General features: G+C 70.6%; 20 protein-coding genes and 4 tRNA genes. 12 read left to right on the top strand and 12 right to left on the bottom strand.

All coding sequences use genetic code 11. The features are described from left to right. Together ABZ840_RS05800 and ABZ840_RS05795 are read right to left on the bottom strand one after the other, a co-directional pair. On the bottom strand, positions 1–1,756 hold a 1,756-nt coding region (locus tag ABZ840_RS05800; RefSeq protein ID WP_361553804.1), incomplete at its 3' end, for a DEAD/DEAH box helicase. 324 nt (positions 1,757–2,080) lie between these two features. After that, entirely contained in the window at positions 2,081–2,545 is a 465-nt protein-coding gene (locus tag ABZ840_RS05795; RefSeq protein ID WP_361553801.1) for a hypothetical protein, read from the bottom strand. A 7-nt stretch (positions 2,546–2,552) separates the two neighbouring features. Between ABZ840_RS05795 and ABZ840_RS05790 the strand changes: the two genes are divergently transcribed. Beyond that, positions 2,553–2,804, top strand: coding sequence for a hypothetical protein (locus ABZ840_RS05790; RefSeq protein WP_361553798.1), 252 nt, complete (start codon positions 2,553–2,555; stop codon positions 2,802–2,804). Between the two features lie 145 nt (positions 2,805–2,949). Here ABZ840_RS05790 and ABZ840_RS05785 read toward each other — a convergent pair whose 3' ends face one another. Further along, positions 2,950–3,300 (bottom strand): metallopeptidase family protein, encoded by a 351-nt coding sequence (locus ABZ840_RS05785; protein ID WP_361553795.1) that lies wholly within the window; start codon positions 3,298–3,300, stop codon positions 2,950–2,952. Between the two features lie 203 nt (positions 3,301–3,503). Between ABZ840_RS05785 and ABZ840_RS05780 the strand changes: the two genes are divergently transcribed. The 4 genes from ABZ840_RS05780 to ABZ840_RS05765 all read left to right on the top strand — a co-directional run bounded on the left by ABZ840_RS05780 (position 3,504) and on the right by ABZ840_RS05765 (position 5,486). Further along, positions 3,504–5,120: a metallophosphoesterase gene (locus ABZ840_RS05780; RefSeq protein WP_361553792.1), complete on the top strand. Its 1,617-nt coding sequence runs from the start codon at positions 3,504–3,506 to the stop codon at positions 5,118–5,120. A gap of 82 nt (positions 5,121–5,202) precedes the next feature. After that, a tRNA-Glu gene (locus ABZ840_RS05775) sits at positions 5,203–5,275 on the top strand. A 39-nt stretch (positions 5,276–5,314) separates the two neighbouring features. After that, positions 5,315–5,389 (top strand) — tRNA-Asp (locus ABZ840_RS05770). 23 nt (positions 5,390–5,412) lie between these two features. Then, positions 5,413–5,486, top strand: a tRNA-Phe gene (locus ABZ840_RS05765). Positions 5,487–5,563: 77 nt separating this feature from the next. On the opposite strand, the gene ABZ840_RS05760 is transcribed toward ABZ840_RS05765, so the two are convergent. Beyond that, positions 5,564–6,733: an ABC transporter permease gene (locus tag ABZ840_RS05760; RefSeq protein ID WP_361553789.1), complete on the bottom strand. Its 1,170-nt coding sequence runs from the start codon at positions 6,731–6,733 to the stop codon at positions 5,564–5,566. A gap of 154 nt (positions 6,734–6,887) precedes the next feature. Between ABZ840_RS05760 and hrpA the strand changes: the two genes are divergently transcribed. The 3 genes from hrpA to ABZ840_RS05745 all read left to right on the top strand — a co-directional run bounded on the left by hrpA (position 6,888) and on the right by ABZ840_RS05745 (position 11,680). After that, complete coding sequence (gene hrpA, locus ABZ840_RS05755) at positions 6,888–10,943, top strand: ATP-dependent RNA helicase HrpA (protein ID WP_361553786.1); 4,056 nt, start codon at positions 6,888–6,890, stop codon at positions 10,941–10,943. A 141-nt stretch (positions 10,944–11,084) separates the two neighbouring features. Next, positions 11,085–11,159 (top strand) — tRNA-Asp (locus ABZ840_RS05750). 179 nt (positions 11,160–11,338) lie between these two features. Continuing rightward, the gene (locus ABZ840_RS05745; RefSeq protein ID WP_361553783.1) at positions 11,339–11,680 is read left to right on the top strand and encodes a DUF6274 family protein; all 342 of its coding nucleotides are present in this window, start codon (positions 11,339–11,341) and stop codon (positions 11,678–11,680) included. A gap of 519 nt (positions 11,681–12,199) precedes the next feature. Here ABZ840_RS05745 and bldC read toward each other — a convergent pair. Continuing rightward, on the bottom strand, positions 12,200–12,406 hold the full coding sequence (bldC, locus tag ABZ840_RS05740; protein WP_003949541.1) for a developmental transcriptional regulator BldC: 207 nt from the start codon (positions 12,404–12,406) through the stop codon (positions 12,200–12,202). Positions 12,407–13,035: 629 nt separating this feature from the next. Further along, the gene (locus ABZ840_RS05735) at positions 13,036–13,872 is read right to left on the bottom strand and encodes a hypothetical protein (protein WP_361553780.1); all 837 of its coding nucleotides are present in this window, start codon (positions 13,870–13,872) and stop codon (positions 13,036–13,038) included. 275 nt (positions 13,873–14,147) lie between these two features. On the opposite strand from ABZ840_RS05735, the gene ABZ840_RS05730 reads away from it, so the two are divergent. Then, the gene (locus tag ABZ840_RS05730) at positions 14,148–15,293 is read left to right on the top strand and encodes a Glu/Leu/Phe/Val dehydrogenase dimerization domain-containing protein (RefSeq protein WP_361553777.1); all 1,146 of its coding nucleotides are present in this window, start codon (positions 14,148–14,150) and stop codon (positions 15,291–15,293) included. 323 nt (positions 15,294–15,616) lie between these two features. Next, the gene (locus tag ABZ840_RS05725; protein ID WP_361553774.1) at positions 15,617–15,874 is read left to right on the top strand and encodes a DUF3073 domain-containing protein; all 258 of its coding nucleotides are present in this window, start codon (positions 15,617–15,619) and stop codon (positions 15,872–15,874) included. 99 nt (positions 15,875–15,973) lie between these two features. Here the strand turns inward: ABZ840_RS05725 and purM are convergent, their stop codons facing one another. Next, entirely contained in the window at positions 15,974–17,047 is a 1,074-nt protein-coding gene (gene purM, locus ABZ840_RS05720) for a phosphoribosylformylglycinamidine cyclo-ligase (protein ID WP_361553771.1), read from the bottom strand. Positions 17,048–17,080: 33 nt separating this feature from the next. Continuing rightward, a complete protein-coding gene (purF, locus tag ABZ840_RS05715) occupies positions 17,081–18,637 on the bottom strand; it encodes an amidophosphoribosyltransferase (RefSeq protein ID WP_361553768.1) in 1,557 nt (518 codons plus the stop codon). A 106-nt stretch (positions 18,638–18,743) separates the two neighbouring features. On the opposite strand from purF, the gene ABZ840_RS05710 reads away from it, so the two are divergent. Together ABZ840_RS05710 and ABZ840_RS05705 are read left to right on the top strand one after the other, a co-directional pair. Next, on the top strand, positions 18,744–18,824 hold the full coding sequence (locus ABZ840_RS05710) for a putative leader peptide (RefSeq protein WP_361553951.1): 81 nt from the start codon (positions 18,744–18,746) through the stop codon (positions 18,822–18,824). A 352-nt stretch (positions 18,825–19,176) separates the two neighbouring features. Further along, complete coding sequence (locus ABZ840_RS05705; protein ID WP_361553948.1) at positions 19,177–20,622, top strand: sulfatase-like hydrolase/transferase; 1,446 nt, start codon at positions 19,177–19,179, stop codon at positions 20,620–20,622. 25 nt (positions 20,623–20,647) lie between these two features. Here the strand turns inward: ABZ840_RS05705 and ABZ840_RS05700 are convergent, their stop codons facing one another. The 4 genes from ABZ840_RS05700 to purS form a co-directional block, all read right to left on the bottom strand. Then, on the bottom strand, positions 20,648–21,442 hold the full coding sequence (locus ABZ840_RS05700; RefSeq protein ID WP_361553765.1) for a sterol carrier family protein: 795 nt from the start codon (positions 21,440–21,442) through the stop codon (positions 20,648–20,650). A gap of 81 nt (positions 21,443–21,523) precedes the next feature. Continuing rightward, the gene (gene purL, locus ABZ840_RS05695; protein ID WP_361553762.1) at positions 21,524–23,773 is read right to left on the bottom strand and encodes a phosphoribosylformylglycinamidine synthase subunit PurL; all 2,250 of its coding nucleotides are present in this window, start codon (positions 23,771–23,773) and stop codon (positions 21,524–21,526) included. Further along, entirely contained in the window at positions 23,770–24,474 is a 705-nt protein-coding gene (gene purQ, locus ABZ840_RS05690; RefSeq protein WP_361553759.1) for a phosphoribosylformylglycinamidine synthase subunit PurQ, read from the bottom strand. Before purQ ends, purL begins: the two co-directional genes overlap by 4 nt. Then, a complete protein-coding gene (gene purS / locus ABZ840_RS05685) occupies positions 24,471–24,734 on the bottom strand; it encodes a phosphoribosylformylglycinamidine synthase subunit PurS (protein WP_030623503.1) in 264 nt (87 codons plus the stop codon). Before purS ends, purQ begins: the two co-directional genes overlap by 4 nt. Positions 24,735–24,991 lie beyond the last annotated feature (257 nt).

The raw sequence follows: 24,991 nt of genomic DNA, 5'->3' as shown, positions 1-24,991 counted from the left end.
GGAAGCCACCGCGGTCGTCACGACGGTCGCGGTTGAAGCCACCACGGTCACCGCCGCGGTCACCACGGTCGTTGCGGTCGTTCCGCTCGAAGGAACGGCCACCACGGTCGTCACGACGGTCCCGGCGCTCGTAGTTGCCCCGCTCGTCGCGGTACGTGGAGCGGCGCTGCGTGTCGTCGTCCTCGGCGGCGCGCGCGGTCTGGGCCGGCAGCGACACCTCGGGCTGCGCGGCGCTCTCCGCCTCCACAGCGGCCTCCGCCTCGGCCTTGGCCTGTACCGCGGCCTCCGGGTCCTCGCCACGCTCACGCGCGGCCTTGGCGGTCAGCCGGTCCGCGTCCTCGCGCAGCTCGGCGGCGCGGCGCTGCAGCCGCTCCAGCTCGCGGGTCAGGTCGGCGACCTCGCGCTCGGCCTGCTTGGCGGAGTTCGCGGCCGACTCGGCCTGCACCTCGGTGAGCGAGCGGGCGCCGGTGATCCGGGCCACGTCCTCGTCGAACTGGCCGGCGCCGCCCACGATGTGACGCGAGGCGTCCACGCCCGCGTCCTCCATGAGGCGGAAGATCTGCCGGCGCTGGTGCGGCAGGGCCAGCGACACGACCGTGCCGGACTGGCCCGCGCGGGCCGTACGGCCGGAGCGGTGCAGGTAGTCCTTGTGGTCACCGGCCGGGTCCACGTTCAGGACCAGGTCGATGCCGTCGACGTGGATGCCGCGCGCGGCGACGTCGGTGGCGACCAGGACGTTGACGTAACCGTCCTTGAAGTCGGCCAGGGTCCGCGTACGCGCGCCCTGGGTCATGCCGCCGTGCAGCGCGTCGGCGCGCACACCCGAGTCGCACAGCTGCTCGGCGACGCGGTCGGCGCCCAGCTGCGTACGGACGAAGATGATCGTGCGGCCCTTGCGGGCGGCGATGGCGGCCGTGACCGGCGCCTTGTCCTTCGGTTTCACGACCAGCACGTGGTGGGTCATGGTGGTGACCGCGCCCTGGGCCGCGTCGACCTCGTGGCTGACGGGGTTGTTCAGGTAGCGCTTGACCAGCGTGCCGATCTCGTTCTCCATCGTGGCGGAGAAGAGCATCCGCTGGCCGCCGGTCGGCACCAGGTCCAGCAGCTCGGTGACCTCGGGCAGGAAGCCCAGGTCGGCCATCTGGTCGGCCTCGTCCAGGACGGCGACCTCGACCTTGTCCAGGGAGCAGGCGCCGCGGTTGATGATGTCGCGCAGCCGGCCCGGGGTGGCGACGAGGATGTCGACGCCGCGCTCCAGGGCGTAGATCTGGTTGCCCATCGAGGTACCACCGCAGACGACCTTCAGCTTGAGGCCGAGGACGTCGCCGTACGGCTGCAGCGCGTCGCTCACCTGCATGGCGAGCTCACGGGTCGGGGTGAGGATGACGCCGCGCGGGCGCTTCTTCTCGGTGTGACCGCCGGCCAGCCGGGTCAGCAGCGGCAGACCGAAGGAGAGCGTCTTGCCGGAGCCGGTGCGGCCGCGGCCGAGGATGTCGCGCCCGGAGATGGCGTCCGGGATGGTCGCCGCCTGGATCGGGAACGGGGTGGTGACACCGTTCTGCGCCAGCTTGCGGACGATCTTCTCGTCCAGGCCGAGGTCGGCGAACGTGATCTGCGGCTCTTCGGGGGCCTGCGGCTCCTCGGTGACGGCCTCGGGGGCCGGAACCTGCTCGTCGTGGCCGACGACCTGCTCGACGTCGACGGGGGCCTGCTCGTCGTGCGCGGGCATGGCGGACTGATCAGTGGAAACGGACATGCGAAATGCGAAACCTTCCGGAGTCTCGGCACGCGCCCAAACTCCGTGTTGTTTCACAAAAGACCGCCTCAATGCGGTCAGCCACGGTAAGGAGAGAACGCGCCTCGCGGCGCGCTTCGTCCTCTTCGGTGAAGGGGATCCGGTGGGCGCCGGGCAAATGGGATCAAACGATCTACCACCATACGCACCCGGTACCCCTGAAGGCAAATGCGGTGCCGACAGGGCTCTCCCGGCGCCGCCGATCGTCCGGTTATCGCCGGTCGAAGGCCGATCCTCGCCCCCGAAGGCGGCCGCTCGGCGCCCTCTCCGGGGCGGCCCGGCGCCCTAGCCGCCGCTCCCGGGCTCCGAGGCGGAGGCCGGGGAGCCCGACTGCGGGCCGGTCTGCTCGGGGCTGCTCGGCGGCGGGTCCTGGCTCGGGGTGGGCGTCGGGTCCGGCGCCGGGGTCGTGTGCGAGGGGGTGGGCGTGGGCTTCGGGTGGCCGGAGGGGCGCGGCGGGGCCGGGCGGGGCGGGCTGTCCTCCGTGGGGCTCTCCGATCCCGGCCGGTCGCCGCCCGGGGTCCCGCTGCCCCCCGGCTCTCCGGGCGAGCTCTTCCCGTCGGCCGACGGCTCCGCGTCGTCCGAGGGCGTGGCGCGGTCCCGGTCCTCCATGGGCGCCCCGGAACGGCCCATGCGGCGCGGCCCGGCGCCGGGCGCCTCGGCCGAGCCGCCGTCCGGCTGGGCGTCGCTGCCGTGGTGCCCGGCGGCCGAGCCGGAGGACTTGGGCTTCGGCGCGTCGTCGCTGACGCTCATGCAGCCGGTGAGCGACATCGCGAAGGCGGAGGCCGCCGCGGCCACGGCGGCCGTACGGGCCAGGGAGCGGGCCGTACGCGGCGCCGTACGGGGCGAGGCGGACCCGTCGGCCGAGGCGGGCGACGAGGCGGAGGAGACGGAGGGCAGGGGCGGGACGGGCGGCACGGCGGCCGGGGCTGCGGGCTGGGACGGGCGACTGGCGGGGAGCGGGCGACGCACGGACGGGACCTCCGGATCCGGAGCGGACACGCGGGACTGATGCCCTGCCCAACTCCCGCCGCCCACCGGAGGACACGCCCGGGACGCACCCCGGCCCGCCGGACCCCGCACGCCCCGGAGCACGGCGTGTCGCCCTACGGGGCGCGGTGCGGACATCCGTCCGGTGCGCGGGCGGCGCCGTCCGGTCAGCCGTACCCGAGGGCGTGCAGCCGCTCGTCGTCGATGCCGAAGTGGTGGGCGATCTCGTGCACGACCGTGACCTCGGTCTCCGCCACCACGTCCTCCCGGGTGTCGCACATCCGCAGCGTCGGGCCCCGGTAGATCGTGATCCGGTCCGGCAGCACGCCCGCGTACCACTCGCCCCGCTCGGTCAGCGGCGTCCCCTCGTAGAGCCCGAGCAGGTCGGGGTCGTCCGCCGGCGGCTCGTCCTCGACGAACACGGCGACGTTGTCCATCAAGCGGGTCAGCTCCGGCGGAATCCGGTCCAGCGCCTCGCCGACCAGTTCCTCGAACTCCTCGCGCGTCATCTCCAGCACGCGCCCATTGTGGGTCACGGGCCCGCTCGGGGCCCCGCCCTCACGCCGGACGCGCCCCTCGCGTTCCCGCACGCACCCCCGTACCCCGCCCCCGCACGCGCTCCGGCACACGGCCACCGCGTACGCCCACGAATCGCGCGTCCTCACCCACGTATGCCGCAACCCCCGGCATAACGGGCCGCGTGGCCGGGCATACGGGCACAATGGCCCGCACCGCGCCGTCCGGGGGGCCGCCCCCGGACTCCTCCGTGCTCCGGCTGCTCCGCACCGCGTACGACCGCGTCCGGAGCGCCCCCGCCGCCGTCCTGCGGCACTACCGCGCCCACCACCAGGCCCCCACCTTCGCCCTGACGCACACTCCGCACCCGTATGCCCGCGCCCTCGGGCTGATCGTCGTGACGCTGCTCGGCGCCTGGCTCGGCCTGCTGATCGTCGGCAGCGTCCGGATCCCCGTCGGCCCCGTGGACACGACCATGGCCCTGCGCCCGTCCGTCAGCGGCGGCACGAAGATCAACGTGTCCCCGCTCGGCGCACTGGACCTCCAGAGCCACCACGCCCCCATACGGCTCGACGTCGACGTGGACCAGCTCGACCCGGCACGCGCCCAGGAGCTGGTCGACCACCCGGAGCGGTTCTCCGGACTCCAGGCCGAGGTCACCCGGGACGTCGAGCGCGGCACCGCCGACCTCGCCCTCCGCTCCTGCGTCGCGGTGGTCTCCGGGGCGACGGCGCTGGGCCTCGCGGTGTACCGCAGACCGCGCCGCGCGCTGGCCGCCGGCGGCCTCGCCCTCGTGCTGCTCGCCGCCTCGGGGGGCGTCGCGTACGCCACCTGGAACCCCAAGTCCGTGCTGGAGCCGCGCTTCTCGGGGCTGCTGTCCTCCGCGCCCTCCGTGGTGGGCAACGCCCGCTCCATCGTGAGCGAGTTCGACGTCTACCAGAAGGAGCTGGCCCGACTGGTCACGAACGTCACCAAGCTCTACGACGCGACCTCCACCCTGCCCGCGTACCAGCCGGACCCCTCCACGGTCCGCGTCCTGCACGTCTCCGACATCCATCTGAACCCGGCCGCCTGGCAGATCATCAGGTCCCTGGTGAAGCAGTACGACATCGACGTGATCATCGACACCGGCGACACCATGGACCACGGCTCGGCCGCCGAGAACAAGTTCCTCGACCCGATCGGCAGGCTCGGCGCCCCGTACGTCTGGGTGCGCGGCAACCACGACTCGATGAAGACGCAGAAGTACCTCGCGCAGAACAAGAAGCTGAAGAACGTGAAGGTCGTGGACGAGGGCACCTCCGTGCGCGCCGGAGGGCTGCGCATCGTGGGCATCGGCGACCCGCAGTTCACCCCGGACCGCTCGGTGGCCGCCTCGGGGGACCGGGTGGAGCGCACTTCGGGGCGGCGCCTGGCCGACGCCCTGCGCACGCTCACCCGGGCCCGTACCCCCGCCGACATCGCGCTGGCCCACAACCCGGTGGCCGCGACCGAGACCGACGGGCTGGTCCCGCTGGCGCTCTCCGGCCACGTCCACCACCGCGACACGCGCGTCCTGCCGAAGGGCACCCGGCTGATGATCGAGGGCTCCACGGGAGGCGGTGGACTGCGCGCGGTCGAGGGCGCGACACCCGAACAGGTGCAGGCCTCAGTGCTCTACATGGATCGCGACTCGCGGCGCCTCCAGGCCTGGGACGAGATCACCCTGGGCGGGCTGGGCCTGTCGAAAGCCCAGGTCAGCCGCCATCTCCCGGCCGACAACCGGCCCGGCGCCACCCCGTCCCCCGCGCCTTCGAGGACCTCACCGAGCCCCTCTTCGTAAACCGTTTTGGCGAACCGTCCCCGCATCCCATATGCTTCTCACGTCCCCGACGGCGCCGACAAAGCGCCCAGGTGGGCCATCAGCCCTCATCGTCTAGTGGCCCAGGACGCCGCCCTTTCAAGGCGGTAGCACGGGTTCGAATCCCGTTGGGGGCACGCAACACCCTGTGCGAGACTAGTGCTCGCACAAAGCTTGGTCCTGTGGAGCAGTTTGGAGTGCTCGCCACCCTGTCAAGGTGGAGGCCGCGGGTTCAAATCCCGTCAGGACCGCTGCAGTCTCTCTGAGACTGCGTGGCTGGGTAGCTCAGTTGGTACGAGCGTCCGCCTGAAAAGCGGAAGGTCGCCGGTTCGACCCCGGCCCCAGCCACTCCGTGAAAACCCCGGGAAGTTCGCTTCCCGGGGTTTTTCGTTGTGTCCGGCTCCGGGCGCGGGGGCGCGCCGCGGTCATGTCGCCGCGTGGGCCGGGGCCGTGGGGCGGCCGCCCGGGTGGCGGTGGCGCCAGAGCCAGAAGACCGTGCAGGACAGCAGGGACCAGCCGGCCAGCACCAGGTACGGGAAGACGTGCTGGTGGCCGGGGAAGTAGACGGCCGTGTGCTGGGCGTTCACCGAGGCGCCCGGCGGCAGCCACTGGCCGATGTGGCCGAGCACGGACGGGAGCAGCGGCCAGGAGACGGCACCGCCGGACGAGGGGTTGCCGAGCAGCACCATCAGGCCCCAGGTCGGCACCATCGCCCAGCGGCCGATCAAGGTGTTGAACATCGTGAAGACCATGCCGGACGTGAACATGGTGAACGCGAGGATCAGCCAGGAGTGCACGAAGGGCAGGCTCAGCGCGCCCAGCAGCCAGTCGACCACCGCGGCGATGGAGAACCCGCCGAGCAGGGCGTAGGCGAGGGTGAACGCGATCCGCTCGGCCGGGTTGAGCGCGCGGGCGTGCACGCTCAGCTGGATCGCGCCGACGAAGCCGATGATCACCGCGGCCAGGGAGACGTAGAAGAGCGCCAGGCCGCGCGGGTCGCCGGGCTGCACCGGCTTGATGTCCTTGAGGGTGACCGGGACGCCCGCCTTCTTGCCGACCTGCGGCGCGGCCTGCTGGAGCAGCTGGCTCACCGAGGCGCCCGAGGCGCTGGCGAGGTCCATGCGTACGCCCGAGCCGTCCACCCTGATGACCGTGAACGCCTTCTGCTCGTCGACCGCCTCGCGAGCCTGTGCGTACGTCCGGTACTCGTGCAGCTCCAGCGACGCGTTCAGGGCCTTCTCCATGCCCTGCACGAACGCCTTGCCGCGGGCGTCGTCCGGGGCGCCCACGAGCGCCGTGGGGATGCGGTGCGGCGCCGGGTTGGCCATGGAGAAGGTGTACGAGCCGGCGAAGAGGCCGGCGGCGGCCGCCAGGATGAAGATCAGGACGGTCGCGGGCAGGAACGGCGACCTCTTGAAGGCCGCCCACCTCTCGGCCGCGGTCCGGGGCCGGGCGTGCGCCCCGTGCGCTTCGTGGCCGGCGGCCGCGCCGGGAGCGGGGGACGCGGCGCGGTCGGCGGACGCACGGTCGGCGGGTGCCGCGCGATCGGCGGATGCGGCACGGTCGGCGGGCTCGGCGTCGTGATCATCGGACATACGACCACGCTAAAGCACCCATCACGGACATTCCCTACGGGCTGCGCCGGCGCCCTCCGAACGCCCGGATCCGGCCGCGAACGCCCCTCCTCGGGGCCGCCCGGCCGCAATTCGTTCGCCAGGCGTTTCGGCGAGGTGAGATCCTGGATCGCGTATGTCCAGTCAGCCTGCCTCCGCCGCGCCCAGGGGTGTCACGCCCGAGGGTGCTCCCGCCCTGCCCGCACTCCTGGCGCAGCTGCCCGAGCTGATGCTGCGTGACCAGCAGCGACTCGGCCGCCGCCTCGACGGCGCGCGCCGGATCCGCAAGCCCGAGGCGCGGGCCGCGGTGCTGGCCGAGATCGCCCAGGGCATCGACGAAGCGCAGCTCCGCGTCGAGCAGCGCCGGGCCGCCGTTCCCGAGATCACGTACCCGGAGCAGCTGCCGGTCAGCCAGAAGAAGGACGACATCCTGGAGGCGATACGCGACCACCAGGTCGTGATCGTCGCGGGTGAGACCGGCTCCGGCAAGACGACGCAGATCCCGAAGATCTGCCTGGAGCTGGGCCGCGGGGTGAAGGGCCTGATCGGCCACACCCAGCCGCGCCGGATCGCCGCCCGTACGGTCGCCGAGCGGGTCGCCGAGGAGCTGAAGAGCCCGCTGGGCGAGGCGGTCGGCTGGAAGGTCCGCTTCACCGACCAGGTCGGCGGCGACACGCTGGTCAAGCTGATGACGGACGGCATCCTGCTCGCCGAGATCCAGACGGACCGCGAGCTGCGCCAGTACGACACGATCATCATCGACGAGGCGCACGAGCGCAGCCTCAACATCGACTTCCTGCTCGGCTACCTGGCGCAGCTGCTGCCGAAGCGCCCGGACCTGAAGGTCGTCATCACCTCCGCGACGATCGACCCGGAACGGTTCTCCCGGCACTTCGGGGACGCGCCGATCATCGAGGTCAGCGGCCGCACGTACCCGGTGGAGGTGCGGTACCGCCCGCTGCTGGAGGAGGGCGCGGAGGCTGCGAACAATCTTGAGGGCGACCGGGACCAGGTCAGCGCCATCTGCGAGGCCGTGGACGAGCTGCAGGCCGAGGGGCCGGGCGACATCCTGGTCTTCCTCTCCGGCGAGCGGGAGATCCGGGACACCGCGGACGCGCTGACCAAACGCCTGAACCGGGGCGGCGCACTGGCGCGCGAGACCGAGGTACTGCCGTTGTACGCGCGCCTCTCGCACGCCGAGCAGCACCGCGTCTTCCAGCGCCACTCCACCCGCCGCATCGTGCTGGCGACCAACGTCGCCGAGACGTCCCTGACCGTGCCGGGCATCCGGTACGTCATCGACACGGGCATGGCCCGCATCTCGCGCTACAGCTACCGCACGAAGGTGCAGCGGCTGCCGATCGAGCCGATCTCGCAGGCCAGCGCCAACCAGCGCAAGGGCCGCTGCGGCCGGCTCAGCGACGGCATCTGCGTCCGGCTGTACTCGGAGGAGGACTTCGAGTCCCGGCCGGAGTTCACGGACGCCGAGATCCTGCGTACGAACCTGGCGTCGGTCATCCTGCAGATGACGGCGGCCGGCCTCGGCGACATCGAGAAGTTTCCTTTCATCGATCCGCCGGACCGCCGCAACATCAAGGACGGCGTGCAGCTCCTCGAAGAGCTCGGCGCGGTCGACCCGAAGCAGAAGGACCCGAAGAAGCGGCTCACGCAGATGGGCCGCAAGCTCTCCCAGCTGCCGGTGGACCCGCGGCTCGCGCGGATGGTCCTGGAGGCCGACCGCAACGGCTGCGTACGCGAAGTCATGGTCATCGCCGCGGGGCTGTCCATCCAGGACCCGCGCGAGCGGCCCGCCGACAAGCAGCAGCAGGCCGACCAGCAGCACGCCCGCTTCAAGGACGAGACCAGCGACTTCCTGGCGTACCTGAATCTCTGGCGGTACGTCAGGGAGCAGCAGAAGGCACTGTCCTCGTCCGCCTTCCGCCGCATGTGCCGCAACGAATTCCTGAACTACCTGCGGATACGCGAGTGGCAGGACATCTATACGCAGCTGCGTACGGTCGCCAAGACGATGGGCATCCACCTCGCCGAGGAGGACGCGGCCCCCGAGCACATCCACACGTCGCTGCTCGCCGGTTTGCTCTCGCATATCGGGCTGAAGGACACCGACGCGAAGAACGAGTACCTGGGCGCCCGCAGCGCCAAGTTCGCGGTCTTCCCCGGCTCGGCACTCTTCAAGAAACCGCCGCGCTGGATCATGTCGGCGGAACTGGTCGAGACCTCCCGCCTGTGGGCGCGGGTGAACGCCAAGATCGAGCCCGAGTGGGTCGAGCCGCTCGCCCAGCACCTGGTGAAGCGGACGTACAGCGAGCCGCACTGGGAACAGAAGATGGCCGCGGTGATGGCGTACGAGCGCGTGACGCTCTACGGCGTACCGATCGTGGCCCAGCGCAAGGTCAACTACGGCCGGATCGACCCGGAGATCTCGCGCGACCTGTTCATCAGGAACGCCCTGGTCGAGGGCGACTGGCGGACCCACCACCAGTTCTTCCACGACAACCGCAAGCTGCTGGGCGAGGTCGAGGAGCTGGAGCACCGCGCCCGGCGCCGCGACATCCTCGTGGACGACGAGACGCTCTTCGACTTCTACGACCAGCGCATCCCCGAACACGTCGTGTCCGGTGCGCACTTCGACTCCTGGTGGAAGAAGAAGCGCACCGAGGAGCCCGAACTCCTCAACTTCGAGCACTCGATGCTCATCAACGAAACCGCCGAGGCCGTCACCAAGGACGACTACCCGGACTCCTGGCGACAGGGGAAGCTGAAGTTCAAGGTCACGTACCAGTTCGAGCCGGGCGCCGACGCGGACGGCGTGACCGTCCACATCCCGCTCCAGGTGCTCAACCAGGTCTCCGCAGAGGGCTTCGACTGGCAGATCCCCGGCCTGCGCGAACAGCTGGTCACCGAGCTGATCCGGTCCCTGCCCAAGCCGATCCGGCGCAACTACGTCCCCGCGCCCAACTTCGCCGCCCGCTTCCTGGACAGCGCGGTGCCCCTGCAGGGCGCGCTGACGACGTCGCTGGCGGCGGGGCTGCGGCGGATGGTCGGCGTGCCCTTCGAGGCGGCCGACTTCGACCTGTCCAAGGTGCCGGACCACTTGAAGATCACCTTCCGCGTGGTCGACGAGCGGCGGCGCAAGCTGGCCGAGGCCAAGGACCTCGAAGCGCTGCGCCTGAAGCTCAAGCCCAAGACCCGGGAGGCCATCTCCAAGGCCTTCGAGCAGGCGGCCCAGAAGCAGTCGGCGCAGAAGAAGGGCGGACAGCCGGGCAAGGGTGCGGCGGACGCCGGTCCGACGGGCCCGGAGCAGCGCACCGGCCTGACCGCCTGGACCATCGGCACGCTGCCGCACACCTTCGAGACGCGGCGCGCCGGCCAGCCGCTCAAGGCGTACCCGGCGCTGGTGGACGAGGGCTCCTCGGTCGCCGTACGGCTCTTCGACACCGAGGCGGAGCAGCGGAGCGCGATGTGGGCCGGCACCCGCCGCCTCATCCTGCTCAACATCCAGTCCAACCCGGCCAAGTTCGCGCAGAGCAAGCTCAGCAACCAGCAGAAGCTGGCGCTCTCCAGCAATCCGCATGGCTCGATTCAATCGCTCTTCGACGACTGCGTGACCGCGGCGGCCGACCGGCTGATCGCCGCGCACGGCGGTCCGGCCTGGGACGAGGAGGGCTTCCGGAAGCTCTTCGACGCGGTCCGGGCCGACCTGGTCGACGCCACGATGAAGACCGTGCAGCAGGTGCGCGAGGTGCTGGCGGCCTGGCAGGCGTGCGAGCGGCGGCTGAAGGACACCTCCTCCCCGGTGCTGCTGGCCTCGGTCGCGGACGTCAGGGAGCAGCTGAACGCGCTCATCAAGCCGGGCTTCGTCACCGAGCACGGCGCCAAGCGGCTGCCGGACCTCATGCGGTACCTGGTCGCCGCCGACCGCCGGCTCCAGCAGATGCCCACCAACGCCGAGCGGGACCGCTCCCGGATGGCGAAGGTGAAGGAGATGCAGGACGAATTCGGCTGGCTGCTGGAGCAGTTCCCGGCGGGCCGGCCGGTGCCGCAGCAGGCGCTGGAGATCCGCTGGATGATCGAGGAGCTGCGGGTGAGCTACTTCGCGCACGCGCTGGGCACGGCGTACCCGGTCTCCGACAAGCGCATCGTGAAGGCGGTGGACGCGGCAGCCCCGTAGGGCTCCGCGCCCCCGCGGGCTGTGCGCCGGGGGTCACGTCCGGGCGCCCACCGGGGCCTTCCCCGGCAGCGAGTTCGACCGCACCCCCTGACCTGCTGTAGAGTCTTGCTTCGCAGGCACCCGAGAGGGCGCCGGCGACAAGGTCCTGTGGAGCAGTTTGGAGTGCTCGCCACCCTGTCAAGGTGGAGGCCGCGGGTTCAAATCCCGTCAGGACCGCAAACGAAGGGCCCGCATCCGATCAGGATGCGGGCCCTTCTGTCGTATGCCGCGACCGGACACGTTCGGATCCCGGCCCCCTCCCCCCTGCGGACGCGGCCTCGTGCCCCTTCCCCCGGACCCTTGACCACGGCACCTGCCGCCGGTACTCACAAAAGAGAGCCGGGGGAGGTGCGGCGATGGCGGAAGCGGGGCGACACGCGACCGGCGCGCTGCTCCGCGCGCATCTGTCCGCCGCCGCTCGCTTCCGGCACGCCACCCTGCGCTGTCCGGTGTGCCGCCGGCTGCTGCGGCTGGCCCTGGAGCGCATTCCGGACCCGCCACAGACCAAGATCGTCTCTGCGGGGCCTTCTGCCGCCTCTCCCGCCGCCGCGCTCTCTTCATCGCCCAGGATCGCCCCCGCGGCCCGTACGCGGCGCGTGACGCCCTCCTCGCGGCCGTCGGCGCTCCGGGCGGCCCCCCGTGTCGTCATCTCCGCGCGCGTGCGGCGGAGCAGGGACGAAAGTCCGCTCCCCCGATGACCAATGGCGCCTCCGTCAGCACCCGTGCGGTGAGAGGCTGTTGGTGCGGAGAGAAGCCGCTGTGCACTACCCCAGCGGGCACCACAGGGACAACCGGCGACTCCTGTGACGGGTGTCACCGTACGAATTTTGGGATCAGCGGAACTTACGCCCCGCCTACAGGCGGTCAATTTAATATGTGCAATTGCACCGCCCACCCGGCAGCCCCACGGCTGTACCGGCGAGTACCGGGACCGCTACCTGAGAGTCCCCTGTGGGCGGTGACCAAGAGCTACCGCCGGGGCCGCGGATCCGGCGCGAGGTGCAGGTCCGGCCGGCGCGCGGCGGCAGACGGGAGAGCGCACGAGCGCACAAAAAAGATCGCGCTGGACCCGGCGGAGTCCAGCGCGATCAATGACGTACCCATGTGCTGCGGGCATGGGGCCTGTTGGGGCAGGCGCCGCGTCATAAGGAGCTATGTCGTGCTCTATGGGCATCGAACGGGTTGGGGGACCCGAAAATGCCCGGTTATGCGGTTTTTCAGGCCTCGCTGCGCTGCTGCGGGATACCCGCGAGCAGTGCGCGGACCTCAGCCTCGCGGTAGCGCCGATGCCCACCGAGCGTACGGATGGACGTGAGCTTGCCTGCCTTGGCCCAGCGGGTCACCGTCTTCGGGTCGACACGGAACATCGTGGCAACCTCGGCAGGGGTAAGCAGCGGCTCGGCGTCAGGGGTGCGAGCGGTCATGAGCGGCCTCCTCGGGAGAACCGAACCATCACGGTTCTTTCCTCTAAATTCTGCACCTTGACCCGCGTTGCCCGAAATGGCGGACGCGGGCCGAGTCGGTTATAGGACGAACGGCTTGTCCTCGGCACTACAACTACACCATCTGTCCAGCCGCGTCGGCCAAACCGATGGAATTGCCCTCTCAGGTGTTCAACCTCGGCGGAAGCCGATGGACCGTGCCATAGCGGACAGTCACGCCCCTGTGACGATCAGTCACAACGTGATCAGGCGTCACCAGTCCCACCAAGGAGTGCAATACCGATCTATCCGCCCTTAGTTGGACGGAAGGAGCCCCGGTCAGGCTCCTTGTCCTATTTTGACACGAGGGTGGTAGTTGGTGGCAAGGCCCGAAGTCAGTGCTTTAGGTCACTGTTTTACGGTTTGGTCCGGATCGGGACCTACGTCCCGTACATCCGAACCAGGACACCGTAAACCGACAGCACCGCACAGAAACCCCACAATCACCGCCCAGGGGCCGCCTGCCGCCCGCCGCCCTCAGGCATACGCCGGCGCGCCCGCCGGAGGCGCACAACGGGGGCGCGCGTCATCACTACGCGTGCCTCCGAAAATGATCACCCAACGCCCGGCGGTCAGCTGGCGTACTGCCGCTCCCGGACCTCACGCCAGCGGTCCGACAGCTTTTCGTACGCCGCGCCGGCGCGCTCCCCGTCGCCCTCCCGCAGTGCCGCGAGTCCCTCCGCCACTTCCGCGGCGGAACGGTCCTCGGCCAGCCGGCCTTCGGGGACGGCGTGCACCAGTCCTCCGTAGTCCAGCTCGACGAGGGCGCGCGGGTGGAATTCCTCCAGCCAGCGCCCCACATCTACCAGGCCGTCGATCAACGGCCCCTCTTCGAGGGCGTCACGGAGCGTGCGCAGTCCGCGTGCGACCCGGCGCCTGGCCTCGACCATCGGCGTGCGGTAACGCAGCACAAGCCCTTGGTCACTCTTCGTGTACTCCCGCTCGGCGTCGGTGAAGAGCACGAACCAGCGCACCGGCACGTGCCAGGTCGCCGTACGGATCCAGGGGCGGGCGTCGGGATTGCGGTCCAGCCACCGCTCGTAGTCGGCGGCGGCCTGCCGGCGGACCACCGGGGGCAGGGCGGCGTCCAGCACCGGCCCGGGAAGCCGCTCGGGCAGCTCCTCCAGCGCCTGCCAGCCCCGCAGCCGCGTCCGCCAGGGGCACACGCACGTCACGCCGTCCACATCGGCGATGAACGCGTCGCCGCTCTCGTGCACGGGCACCGCCACCGGCGGGGTCGGCAGCAGATCGGCGAGCGAGCGCCGCAGCTCATCCTGGGCGGTGGGCATGGACTCCCGCTTGGCGTACCGCGCCCAGTGGGAGCGCTCCGGCTCGGGGAACGCTGCCAGCGGTTCGTAGACCCGTAGATACGCCGCGTACGGGACCATCACCGATGACGCCTGGGCCACGCCCGCTCCATTCTTCTGTGGGTCCGCCGGAGGGGGACCACGAGGGAAATCCGCCACAGGGGAGTGTGCCAAGCAGGGGCGCGAAGCCGGGAGTTGCCTCCCCGCGAGCGGCCCGGCATGCGCAAATCGTCCCATGCCCGTACCCCACTAAGGGGTGATCCTCCGCACTGTGCCGATCAACGGCTGCCGAAGGTCATACGCTTCCCCCGACCGGCCCTCCCCCCGCTTCCCCTGCCACAAGCGGGGGGAACGATCCGAGGGCGTCCACCGCGACTATGGGAGTCACCACCGTGACCGACGTACGTCCCTCCTCCGGGCACTCCGTGCCGGAGGTTTCCCCAGTCCACGCAGACAGTGGAGTGCTGCACACGCTGTTCCGGTCCGACCAGGGCGGCCACGAGCAGGTCGTGCTCTGCCAGGACCGCGCCAGCGGTCTGAAGGCCGTGATCGCGATCCACAACACCGCGCTCGGCCCGGCCCTGGGCGGCACCCGCTTCCACGCGTACGCCTCCGAGGAGGAGGCCGTCCTGGACGCGCTGAACCTCTCCCGCGGCATGTCGTACAAGAACGCGCTCGCGGGCCTGGACCATGGCGGCGGCAAGGCCGTGATCATCGGCGATCCCGAAGCGATCAAGACCGAAGAACTGCTGCTCGCCTACGGCCGTTTCGTGTCCTCTCTCGGCGGCCGCTACGTCACGGCCTGCGATGTCGGTACGTACGTCGCCGACATGGACGTCGTCGCCCGGACCAACCGCTGGACCACCGGCCGCTCGCCGGAGAACGGCGGCGCCGGCGACTCCTCCGTCCTCACCGCCTACGGCGTCTTCCAGGGCATGCGCGCGGCCGCACAGCACCAGTGGGGCGACCCGAGCCTGCGCGGGAAGCGGGTGGGCATCGCCGGCGTCGGCAAGGTCGGCCGACACCTTGTCGAACATCTGCTCGAAGACGGGGCAGATGTGGTCATCACGGACGTACGGTCCGAATCCGTGGATCGAATTCTGGCCAACCATCCGCAGGTCCGCGCGGCCGTCGACACCGAGGCGCTCATCCGCACCGAGGGCCTCGACGTGTACGCGCCGTGCGCGCTGGGCGGCGCCCTCAATGACCACTCCGTACCGGTTCTGACCGCGAAGGTGGTCTGCGGCGCGGCCAACAACCAGCTCGCCCATCCGGGCGTGGAGAAGGACCTCGCCGACCGCGGAATCCTTTATGCACCCGACTACGTGGTCAACGCGGGCGGTGTCATCCAGGTGGCGGACGAGCTGCACGGGTTTGATTTCGACCGGTGCAAAATGAAGGCCGGGAAGATCTTCGACACGACACTTTCAATATTCGCGCGTGCGAAGGCGGACGGCATTCCGCCGGCCGCTGCGGCCGACCGGCTGGCCGAACTGAGGATGGCGGAGGCGCGGTCGGCGTGATCCGCGCCACCCCGTAGGCACCCCGGCGCCGACCGTGGAGTTCCTACAGCGACACGCTCGGTGGCTGGTGAAGGAGACATCCCTCACCACCCACCGGCGGGTCGCCGGACATGACACGTTAAAATCGCAGCTGACCAGCGGGTACGGGGCGTCCCGCGAGTCATGCCGGGCGGCCGGTGGTGCGGGCGACGTACCGTATGGCCGCGGAAGCAGGTACCGTTAAAGCCCTACGGGCCGGACTCTCCGTCGAGAGTCCGCTCTGAATCATGAACGCGTGTCAAGACTCTGGGGCCGTCGAGCCCCGTCGTTGAGGGGGTCGAGCCATGGGGCGCGGCCGGGCCAAGGCCAAGCAGACGAAGGTCGCCCGCCAGCTGAAGTACAACAGCGGTGGGACTGATCTCTCACGCCTGGCCGAAGAGCTGGGTGCATCGCCGCAACAGCCGGCACAGCAGCCGCCGAACGGTGAGCCGTTCGAGGATGACGAGGACGACGACCCGTACGCACGGTACGCCGACCTGTACAACAACGATGACGATGAGGACGACGAGGGAACCTCGTCCGACCAGCGTCGTCGCGCCTGACGCCGCCGCGCGCTCAAGGCAGCCACAGCAGTATCACGGACCCGGTCCGGCGCTTTGCCCGGACCGGGTTCTGTGCTGCCCTGCGCGAGGATGCGGGCGTCAGCTCGCGTAGTCACCGGTCAGGGCCACGGCCTCGGCGTGGTCGCCGCGCTCGACGATCTCTCCGCTGACCCAGGCGTCCATGCCGCGGTCCGCGAGGGTGGCGAGCGCCACGTCCACCGACTCCTGGGGGACGACGGCCATCATGCCGACGCCCATGTTCAGGGTCTTCTCCAGCTCCAGGCGCTCGACCGAGCCGGCCTTGCCGACCAGGTCGAAGACCGCGCCGGGGGTCCAGGTGGAGCGGTCGATCGTGGCGTGCAGCCCGTCCGGGACGACTCGCGCGAGGTTGTTCGCGAGGCCGCCGCCGGTGATGTGCGAGAACGCGTGCACCTCGGTGGTGCGGGTCAGCGCCAGGCAGTCCAGCGAGTAGATCCTGGTGGGCTCCAGCAGCTCCTCGCCGAGGGTGCGGCCGAACTCCGGCACCTCCCGGTCCAGCGCCATGCCCGCCCGGTCGAAGAGCACGTGGCGAACGAGCGAGTACCCGTTCGAGTGAAGACCGGAGGACTCCATGGCGATCACCACGTCACCCTTACGGATGCGATCCGCGCCCAGGACGCGGTCGGCCTCGACCACGCCCGTGCCGGCGCCGGCGACGTCGAAGTCGTCCTCGCCGAGCAGGCCCGGGTGCTCCGCGGTCTCGCCGCCGACCAGCGCGCAGCCGGCCAGCACACAGCCCTCGGCGATGCCCTTCACGATGGCCGCCACCCGCTCGGGGTAGACCTTGCCGACGCAGATGTAGTCGGTCATGAACAGCGGCTCGGCACCGCAGACGACCAGGTCGTCCACGACCATGCCGACCAGGTCGTGGCCGATCGTGTCGTACACGCCCAGCTTGCGGGCGATGTCGACCTTGGTGCCCACGCCGTCCGTCGCGGAGGCGAGCAGCGGGCGCTCGTACCGCTTGAGGGCGGAGGCGTCGAAGAGGCCGGCGAAGCCGCCGAGACCGCCCACGACCTCGGGGCGGGTCGCCTTCTTGACCCACTTCTTCATGAGGTCGACGGCGCGGTCGCCCGCTTCGATGTCGACGCCCGCGCTCGCGTAGCTGGCACCGGCAGGAGATTCAGCAGACATGGCTGAGAGCTTTCGTGTCGTCTTGCAGGGGTTCTACGGGCGACGCAGCGCGTCGGCGCCGCCGACCCCGGCGGTGAGCGTCTGGACGCCGTCCACGTCGGACGTCGTCCGGCCCTCGGTCTCCGCCTCCAGCAGGTGCTTGCCCAGCAGCTCCGGGTCCGGCAGGTCCATCGGGTACTCGCCGTCGAAGCAGGCGCGGCACAGGTTCGGCTTGGCGATCGTGGTCGCCTCGACCATGGCGTCGATGGAGATGTACGAGAGCGAATCGGCGCCCAGGGACTTGCCGATCTCGTCGACCGAGAGACCGTTGGCGATCAGCTCGGCGCGGGTGGCGAAGTCGATGCCGAAGAAGCACGGCCACTTGATCGGCGGGGAGGAGATCCGCACGTGGACCTCGGCCGCGCCGGCCTCGCGGAGCATCCGGACGAGGGCGCGCTGGGTGTTGCCGCGGACGATCGAGTCGTCGACGACCACCAGGCGCTTGCCGCGGATGACTTCCTTGAGCGGGTTGAGCTTCAGGCGGATGCCCAGCTGGCGGATGGTCTGCGACGGCTGGATGAAGGTCCGGCCGACGTAGGAGTTCTTGACCAGTCCGGTGCCGAAGGGGATGCCGCTGGCCTCGGCGTAGCCGACGGCGGCCGGCGTGCCGGACTCGGGCGTCGCTATCACCAGATCCGCGTCGACGGGCGCCTCGGCGGCCAGCCTGCGGCCCATCTCCACGCGGGAGAGGTAGACGTTCCGCCCGGCGATGTCGGTGTCGGGGCGGGCCAGGTAGACGTACTCGAAGACGCAGCCCTTGGGACGGGCGTCGGCGAAGCGGGTGCTCCGCAGGCCGTCCTCGTCGATGGCGACCATCTCACCGGGCTCGATCTCCCGGATGAAGCTGGCGCCGCAGATGTCCAGCGCCGCGGTCTCGGAGGCGACCACCCAGCCGCGCTCCAGGCGGCCGAGGACCAGCGGGCGGATGCCCTGCGGGTCACGTGCCGCGTACAGGGTGTGCTCGTCCATGAAGCACAGCGAGAAGGCACCCATGACCTTGGGCAGGACGCGCGGGGCGGCCTCCTCCACGGTCAGCGGCTTGCCGTCCTCGTCGACCTGGCCGGCCAGCAGAGCCGTCACCAGGTCGGTGTCGTTGGTGGCCGCGACCTGGGTCGCGCGGCCGCCCTCACGGGGCAGGTCGGCGACCAGTTCGGCCAGCTCGGCGGTGTTCACCAGGTTGCCGTTGTGACCCAGCGCGATCGAGCCGTGCGCGGTGGCACGGAAGGTCGGCTGGGCGTTCTCCCACACGGACGCACCGGTGGTGGAGTAGCGGGCATGGCCCACGGCGATGTGGCCCTGGAGAGAGCCGAGGGAGGTCTCGTCGAAGACCTGCGAGACGAGACCCATGTCCTTGAAGACCAGGATCTGTGAGCCGTTGCTCACTGCGATGCCCGCAGACTCCTGCCCGCGGTGCTGCAGCGCGTACAGCCCGAAATAAGTGAGTTTGGCGACCTCTTCTCCCGGGGCCCAGACACCAAAGACGCCGCAGGCGTCCTGGGGACCCTTCTCACCAGGGAGCAGGTCGTGGTTGAGTCGTCCGTCACCACGCACATCAAGAAGTCTAGGGCAGGTACGGGATTCATCCGAACCGGGGATGGTCGCCGAGCTTGGACATGTGCTTGACGTGAACACCTGATCACCGCAAGGATCCAGGACCGTGCAGACCCCGCAACTCTTGGTGCAGCGCCGCCATGTCGACCTCGGTCGCGTCGCGAGCGCCATCTGTCGTTGCCTCTGAGCGCGCCTCTCGCGCCTCCTCTCCGCCGCGCGCCTTTCTGTACATCCCGTACACCGCAGCGCCGCCGCTCTGCCGCCTCCCCCGGCCCCGCACGCCTGCCGTCGTACCCACTCTGACCAGGCAGGACGGCTCTCCGTAAGGCGTCATCGGCAGCGGTCCGAGCGGTCCGCGCCCTCTTGATCACCGCCTTACATGGGGTGAGAAGCGTCACTTCCCGGCCATCACGCACCCGGACGGGGAGATTGGGCGTCATTTATCGGGATTTCTCAGCCGAGGACGCGGCGCGCACGGTCGCCACTTTCCTCTAGCAAAGGACCCGTTCGTGACGTCGCCCGACGCCCAGCAGCCCGACATGTCCGACACCGCCCGCCGCCCGCTCTCCCGCCGGACCTTCGGCGGCCTCGCCGGAGCCGGCGCCGCCGCCGCGCTCGGCGGGCTCGGCACCGTCGCCGCCGGTACGGCCGCGGCCGCGGAGCCCACCACCCCCGACGCCTACGAGGAGCGGCCGTTCCGCGCCGCGCCCGGCCGGTCAGCGCGCCGCCCGAACATCTTGTTCATCCTCGGCGACGACCTGGGCTGGGCCGACCTCTCCTCGTACGGCTCGCCGGACATCCGCACCCCCCACCTGGACCGGCTGGCCCGCCAGGGCGTCCGCTTCACCCAGGCCTACTCGGGCTCCGCCACCTGCTCCCCCACCCGCTTCTCGCTCTACACCGGGCGCCACCCCGGCCGCACGAAGGGCGGCCTCGCCGAGCCGATCGCCGACAGAAGCGTGGGCCTGGATCCGAACCACCCCACGCTCGCCTCGCTGCTCCGCGACGCGGGCTACGCCACCGCCCTGATCGGCAAGTGGCACTGCGGCTACCTGCCGGACTACAGCCCCACCCGGTCCGGCTGGGACACCTTCTTCGGCAACCTCGGCGGCGCGCTGGAGTACTACTCCAAGCTGGGGCTGGCCGGGGAGTACGACCTGTACGAGGGCGACGCCCAGTACAAGGACCTGCGCTACTACACCCGCATCCTCACCGAGCGGGCCGTCGACCACGTGACCGCACGCGCCGGGGAGCAGGCGCCCTGGCTGCTCAACCTGAACTTCACCACCCCGCACTGGCCGTGGATCGCGGACGGCGACGAGGCCGAGAGCGCGAAGATCACCGCCCGGATCCGGGCCGGGGAGAAGGGCGCGCTCAACCACCGCGACGGCGGCTCGCTGGCCAAGTACAAGGAGATGGTCGAGGACCTGGACCGCTCGATAGGCCAGGTCCTGGACGCGCTCCGGCGCACCGGGCAGGAACGCGACACGCTGGTCTTCTTCGCCAGCGACAACGGCGGCGAACGCTGGTCCCACCAATGGCCGCTGTCCGGGAACAAGGCCTCCCTCCAGGAGGGCGGCATCCGCGTCCCCACCCTCGTCCGCTGGCCCGCCCGGCTGGACGCCGGCCAGGTCAGCCACGAGCCGGTGTACACACCGGACTGGACCGCGACCCTGCTGGAGATCGCCGGCGCACGCGCCGACCGCCGGTACCCGCTGGACGGCACCAGCCTGGCCGGCCACCTGCTGCGCGGCGAGCGGCTCCCCGAGCGCGACCTGTTCTGGCGGGTACGCGGCGAACGGGCGCTGCGCCGCGGCGACTGGAAGTACTACCGCGGCAAGGGCGGCACCGACCAGCTGTTCGACGTGACGGCCGACCCGCGCGAGCAGGCCGACCGGGCGGGCGCGGAGCAGGCGCTGCTGCGGGAGCTGCGCACGGCCTGGGAGCGCGTCGACGCCACGCTGCTGCCGTACCCGGCCGCCTGACGGCCGGCGCCCCGGCCCGTACCCGTCAGGACAGCACCGGCAGGTACGGGCCCAGGTCCGCGCGCTCGCCGCTCGCGCTGACCGTGGCGTTCTCCCGCTCCACCGCCCACTCCGCACGGCCGGTGGCCAGCCGTACCCAGGTCAGCGGGGCGGTCTCCACCACGTTCGGCGGGGTGCCGCGGGTGTGCCGGGGGCCCTCGACGCACTGCACGACGGCGTACGGCGGGATCCGCACCTCCACCGAACCGCCCGGCGCCTTCGTGGCCAGCGAGTCGGCGAGCAGCCGCACCGTGGCGGCCAGCGCCTGCCGCTCGACCGGAAGCTCCTTGCCGAGCGCGTCGGCCAGGTCGTCGGTGTGCACGACCAGCTCCAGGCAGCGGGTCACCAACAGGTCGACCAGCCGCATCGCCCCGGGCCGCCGGACCGCCACCAACCGGTCGTCGGCCGCCCCGGGCACCAGCGCCGCGTACCGCTCGGCCGCCCGGTCCAGCAGCGCGACCGGGTCGTGCTCGGCCGCCAGGGCCCGCACGTACTCGTCGACGGAGGCGGCGTACACGGCGGGCGCGAACGGCCACTCGACGAGCTGCACTTCCTGCTTCGGCGCGGCGGGGCGTTCGAGACCGTCGGGGACGTGGTCGACCGCCATGGCGAAGTGCGCGACCAGCTCCCGCACGGTCCAGTCGCCGAGCCGGGTCGGGCGGGCGAGGTCCTCGGGGGACAACTCCCGTACGGCGTCCCGTACGTGACCGAGCTGCGCGGTCACCGCGGCACGGATCTTGGCGGAGTCGTAACTGCGCTGGCGCTTCTTCGCGGGAGACATGAGCGCGAGCCTAATCGCCACGCGCCGCGGCCCCACCGGACATTTCCGGTGGGGCCGCGGTACTGCCGGTCGGGCGGACGATCAGGCGAAGATGCCCGGGATCGTGTCCTCGTGCGCCGTGCGCAGCTCGCTCAGCGCGATGCTGAACTGGCCCTGCACATCGAGGGAGTCACCGTCGACGACACCGATCCGGGTCGCCGGGAGACCGCGCGCACCGCACATGTCGGTGAAGCGGAGCTCCTCGCTGCGCGGTACCGAGACGACCGCGCGGCCGGCGGACTCGGAGAACAGCGTCACGAACGGGTCCTGGCCCTCGGGGACGACGATGCGGGCACCGTTGCCGCCCTTGAGGCAGGACTCGACGAGGGCCTGGACCAGACCGCCGTCGGACAGGTCGTGCGCCGCGTCGATCATGCCGTCGCGGGACGCCGAGATCAGGATCTCGGCGAGCAGCCGCTCGCGCTCCAGGTCCACCTGCGGCGGCAGGCCGCCCAGGTGATCGTGGACGACCTGCGCCCAGGCCGAGCCGCTCAGCTCGTCGCGGGTGTCGCCGAGCACGTAGAGGAGCTGGCCCTCTTCCGCGAAGGCGACCGGCGTACGGCGGGCCACGTCGTCGATCACGCCGAGGACGGCGACGACCGGCGTCGGGTGGATGGCGGCCTCGCCCGTCTGGTTGTAGAGCGAGACGTTGCCGCCGGTGACCGGCGTGCCCAGCTGCCGGCAGCCGTCCGCGAGACCACGGATGGCCTCGGCGAACTGCCACATGACGGCCGGGTCCTCGGGCGAACCGAAGTTCAGGCAGTCCGAGACGGCGAGCGGCTTGGCGCCGGTCGCGGCCACGTTCCGGTACGACTCCGCGAGCGCCAGCTGCGCACCGTGGTACGGGTCCAGCTTCGCGAAGCGGCCGTTGCCGTCCGTGGCGATGGCCACGCCCAGGCCCGACTCCTCGTCGATGCGGATCATCCCGGAGTCCTCCGGGCTGGCCAGCACGGTGTTGCCCTGCACGAAGTGGTCGTACTGCGAGGTGATCCAGGACTTGGACGCCTGGTTCGGGTGCGCCACCAGCTTCAGGACCTGCTCGCGCAGCTCGTCACCGCGGGCCGGCCGGGCCAGCTTCGCGGCGTCGTCGCCCTGGAGGGCGTCCTGCCACTCGGGACGGGCGTACGGACGCTCGTACACCGGGCCCTCGTGGGCGACGGTCCGCGGGTCGACGTCGACGATCTTCTCGCCGTGCCAGAAGATCTCCAGCCGGTCGCCGTCGGTGACCTCACCGATGACGGTGGCGGTCACGTCCCACTTCCCGCAGATCTCCAGGAAGCGGTCGACCTTCTCCGGCTCCACGACCGCGCACATGCGCTCCTGCGACTCGCTCATGAGGATCTCCTCGGGCGAGAGCGTGGAGTCGCGCAGCGGTACGTCGTCGAGCTCGACGCGCATACCGCCGGAGCCGTTCGAGGCCAGCTCGGACGTGGCGCAGGACAGGCCGGCCGCGCCGAGGTCCTGGATGCCGACGACCAGCTTCTCGGCGAACGCCTCCAGGGTGCACTCGATGAGCAGCTTCTCCTGGAAGGGGTCGCCGACCTGGACGGCCGGGCGCTTCGACGGCTTGGAGTCGTCGAAGGTCTCGGAGGCCAGGATGGAGGCGCCGCCGATGCCGTCGCCGCCGGTGCGGGCGCCGTAGAGGATGACCTTGTTGCCGGACCCGGAGGCCTTGGCGAGGTGGATGTCCTCATGCTTCATCACGCCGATGGCACCGGCGTTGACCAGCGGGTTGCCCTGGTAGCAGGCGTCGAAGACGACCTCGCCGCCGATGTTGGGCAGGCCCAGGCAGTTGCCGTAGCCGCCGATGCCGGAGACCACACCGGGGAGCACGCGCTTGGTGTCGGGGTGGTCGGCGGCGCCGAAGCGCAGCGGGTCGACCACGGCGACCGGGCGGGCGCCCATCGCGATGATGTCGCGGACGATGCCGCCGACGCCGGTCGCGGCGCCCTGGTACGGCTCGACGTACGACGGGTGGTTGTGCGACTCGACCTTGAAGGTGACCGCGAAGCCGTTGCCGACGTCCACGACACCGGCGTTCTCGCCGATGCCGACGAGCAGCGCGTCGGTCTCCGGGGCCTTCTCACCGAACTGGCGGAGGTGGACCTTGCTGCTCTTGTACGAGCAGTGCTCGGACCACATGACCGAGTACATGGCGAGCTCGGCGCCGGTGGGACGGCGGCCGAGGATCTCGCGGACGCGCTCGTACTCCTCCTGCTTCAGGCCCAGTTCGGCCCACGGCTGGTCGGTGTCCGGGGTCTCGGCCGCGTGCTTGACCGTGTCCAGCGTCATGCGTTGACCAACTTCTTCAGGATCGAGGTGAAGAATCCGAGGCCGTCGGTACCGCCGGCACCGATCAGCGGCTCGACGGCGTGCTCCGGGTGCGGCATGAGGCCGACGACATTGCCGGCCGCATTGGTGATGCCGGCGATGTCCCGCAGCGAGCCATTGGGGTTTCCGTAGCCGTCAGCGGCTTCGCCGCGGGCCAAGTAACGGAAGGCGACGCGGCCTTCCGCCTCCAGCTCGTCCAGGGTCCGCTCATCGGCGACATAGCGGCCGTCGATGTTCTTCAGCGGGATGCTGATCTCCTGGCCCGCGGTGTAGTCCGCCGTCCACGCGGTATTCGCGTTCTCCACCCGCAGCTTCTGGTCGCGGCAGATGAAGTGGAGGTGGTTGTTGCGCAGCATCGCGCCGGGGAGGAGGTGGGTCTCCGTCAGGACCTGGAAGCCGTTGCAGATGCCCAGGACCGGCAGGCCGCCCTTGGCCTGCTCGATGACGGTCTCCATGACCGGCGAGAAACGGGAGATGGCCCCGGCCCGCAGGTAGTCGCCGTAGGAGAAGCCGCCGGGCAGGACCACGGCGTCGACCTGCTTGAGGTCCTTGTCCTTGTGCCACAGCGGCACGGCCTCGGCGCCGGCGAGCCGGACCGCGCGCTGGGTGTCGCGGTCGTCCAGCGTGCCGGGGAAGGTGATGACTCCGACGCGAGCAGTCATGAGCCGGCCCCGGCGGGCTCGTCGACCCGTACGACGAAGTCTTCGATGACGGTGTTGGCGAGGAAGGTCTCTGCCATCTCGCGGATGCGGGCGAGGGCGGCGTCGTCGACCGGGCCCTCCACCTCAAGTTCGAAACGCTTGCCCTGACGTACGTCGGAGATGCCCTCGAAGCCCAGACGCGGCAGTGCACGCTGCACCGCCTGTCCCTGCGGGTCGAGGATCTCCGGCTTGAGCATGACGTCGACTACGACGCGTGCCACTGGCACTCCCGGTTGTGTGGTGCGTAAGGCGGTTCCTTCACAGTACCTTGCCGAAAATTCTACGCGGGTAGAACTGTAGGCGACCGATCACGTTCCGGTATCGGCGGTTGTGAACAGCCGGGAAAAATCCTCGAAAAGATCGGCAGTCCGGATTGCGCAGTGACACGCTGAGGAAATTAACTGGGCTTCCCAATGCATTGCCCATCGCTGTACAAATGAAAAAGCATTGATCCCTGACATCCGGATCTGCCGCATCT

Source organism: Streptomyces sp. NPDC047117 (assembly GCF_040643545.1).
GTDB lineage: Bacteria > Actinomycetota > Actinomycetes > Streptomycetales > Streptomycetaceae > Streptomyces.
Note: the sequence above shows the minus strand (reverse complement) of the source record. Positions and strands in the feature narration are given on the sequence as shown.

What these genes read in the sequence shown, in the direction of transcription:
- ABZ840_RS05700 (WP_361553765.1), bottom strand. Translation starts at nt 21,442, where the DNA reads ATGTCTCCCGCGAAGAAGCGCCAGCGCAGTTACGACTCCGCCAAGATC.
- hrpA (WP_361553786.1), top strand. Translation starts at nt 6,888, where the DNA reads ATGTCCAGTCAGCCTGCCTCCGCCGCGCCCAGGGGTGTCACGCCCGAG.
- ABZ840_RS05730 (WP_361553777.1), top strand. Translation starts at nt 14,148, where the DNA reads ATGGGAGTCACCACCGTGACCGACGTACGTCCCTCCTCCGGGCACTCC.
- ABZ840_RS05795 (WP_361553801.1), bottom strand. Translation starts at nt 2,545, where the DNA reads ATGAGCGTCAGCGACGACGCGCCGAAGCCCAAGTCCTCCGGCTCGGCC.
- ABZ840_RS05705 (WP_361553948.1), top strand. Translation starts at nt 19,177, where the DNA reads ATGTCCGACACCGCCCGCCGCCCGCTCTCCCGCCGGACCTTCGGCGGC.
- ABZ840_RS05745 (WP_361553783.1), top strand. Translation starts at nt 11,339, where the DNA reads ATGGCGGAAGCGGGGCGACACGCGACCGGCGCGCTGCTCCGCGCGCAT.
- bldC (WP_003949541.1), bottom strand. Translation starts at nt 12,406, where the DNA reads ATGACCGCTCGCACCCCTGACGCCGAGCCGCTGCTTACCCCTGCCGAG.
- ABZ840_RS05725 (WP_361553774.1), top strand. Translation starts at nt 15,617, where the DNA reads ATGGGGCGCGGCCGGGCCAAGGCCAAGCAGACGAAGGTCGCCCGCCAG.
- purM (WP_361553771.1), bottom strand. Translation starts at nt 17,047, where the DNA reads ATGTCTGCTGAATCTCCTGCCGGTGCCAGCTACGCGAGCGCGGGCGTC.
- ABZ840_RS05760 (WP_361553789.1), bottom strand. Translation starts at nt 6,733, where the DNA reads ATGTCCGATGATCACGACGCCGAGCCCGCCGACCGTGCCGCATCCGCC.
- purL (WP_361553762.1), bottom strand. Translation starts at nt 23,773, where the DNA reads ATGACGCTGGACACGGTCAAGCACGCGGCCGAGACCCCGGACACCGAC.
- ABZ840_RS05780 (WP_361553792.1), top strand. Translation starts at nt 3,504, where the DNA reads ATGGCCCGCACCGCGCCGTCCGGGGGGCCGCCCCCGGACTCCTCCGTG.
- purQ (WP_361553759.1), bottom strand. Translation starts at nt 24,474, where the DNA reads ATGACTGCTCGCGTCGGAGTCATCACCTTCCCCGGCACGCTGGACGAC.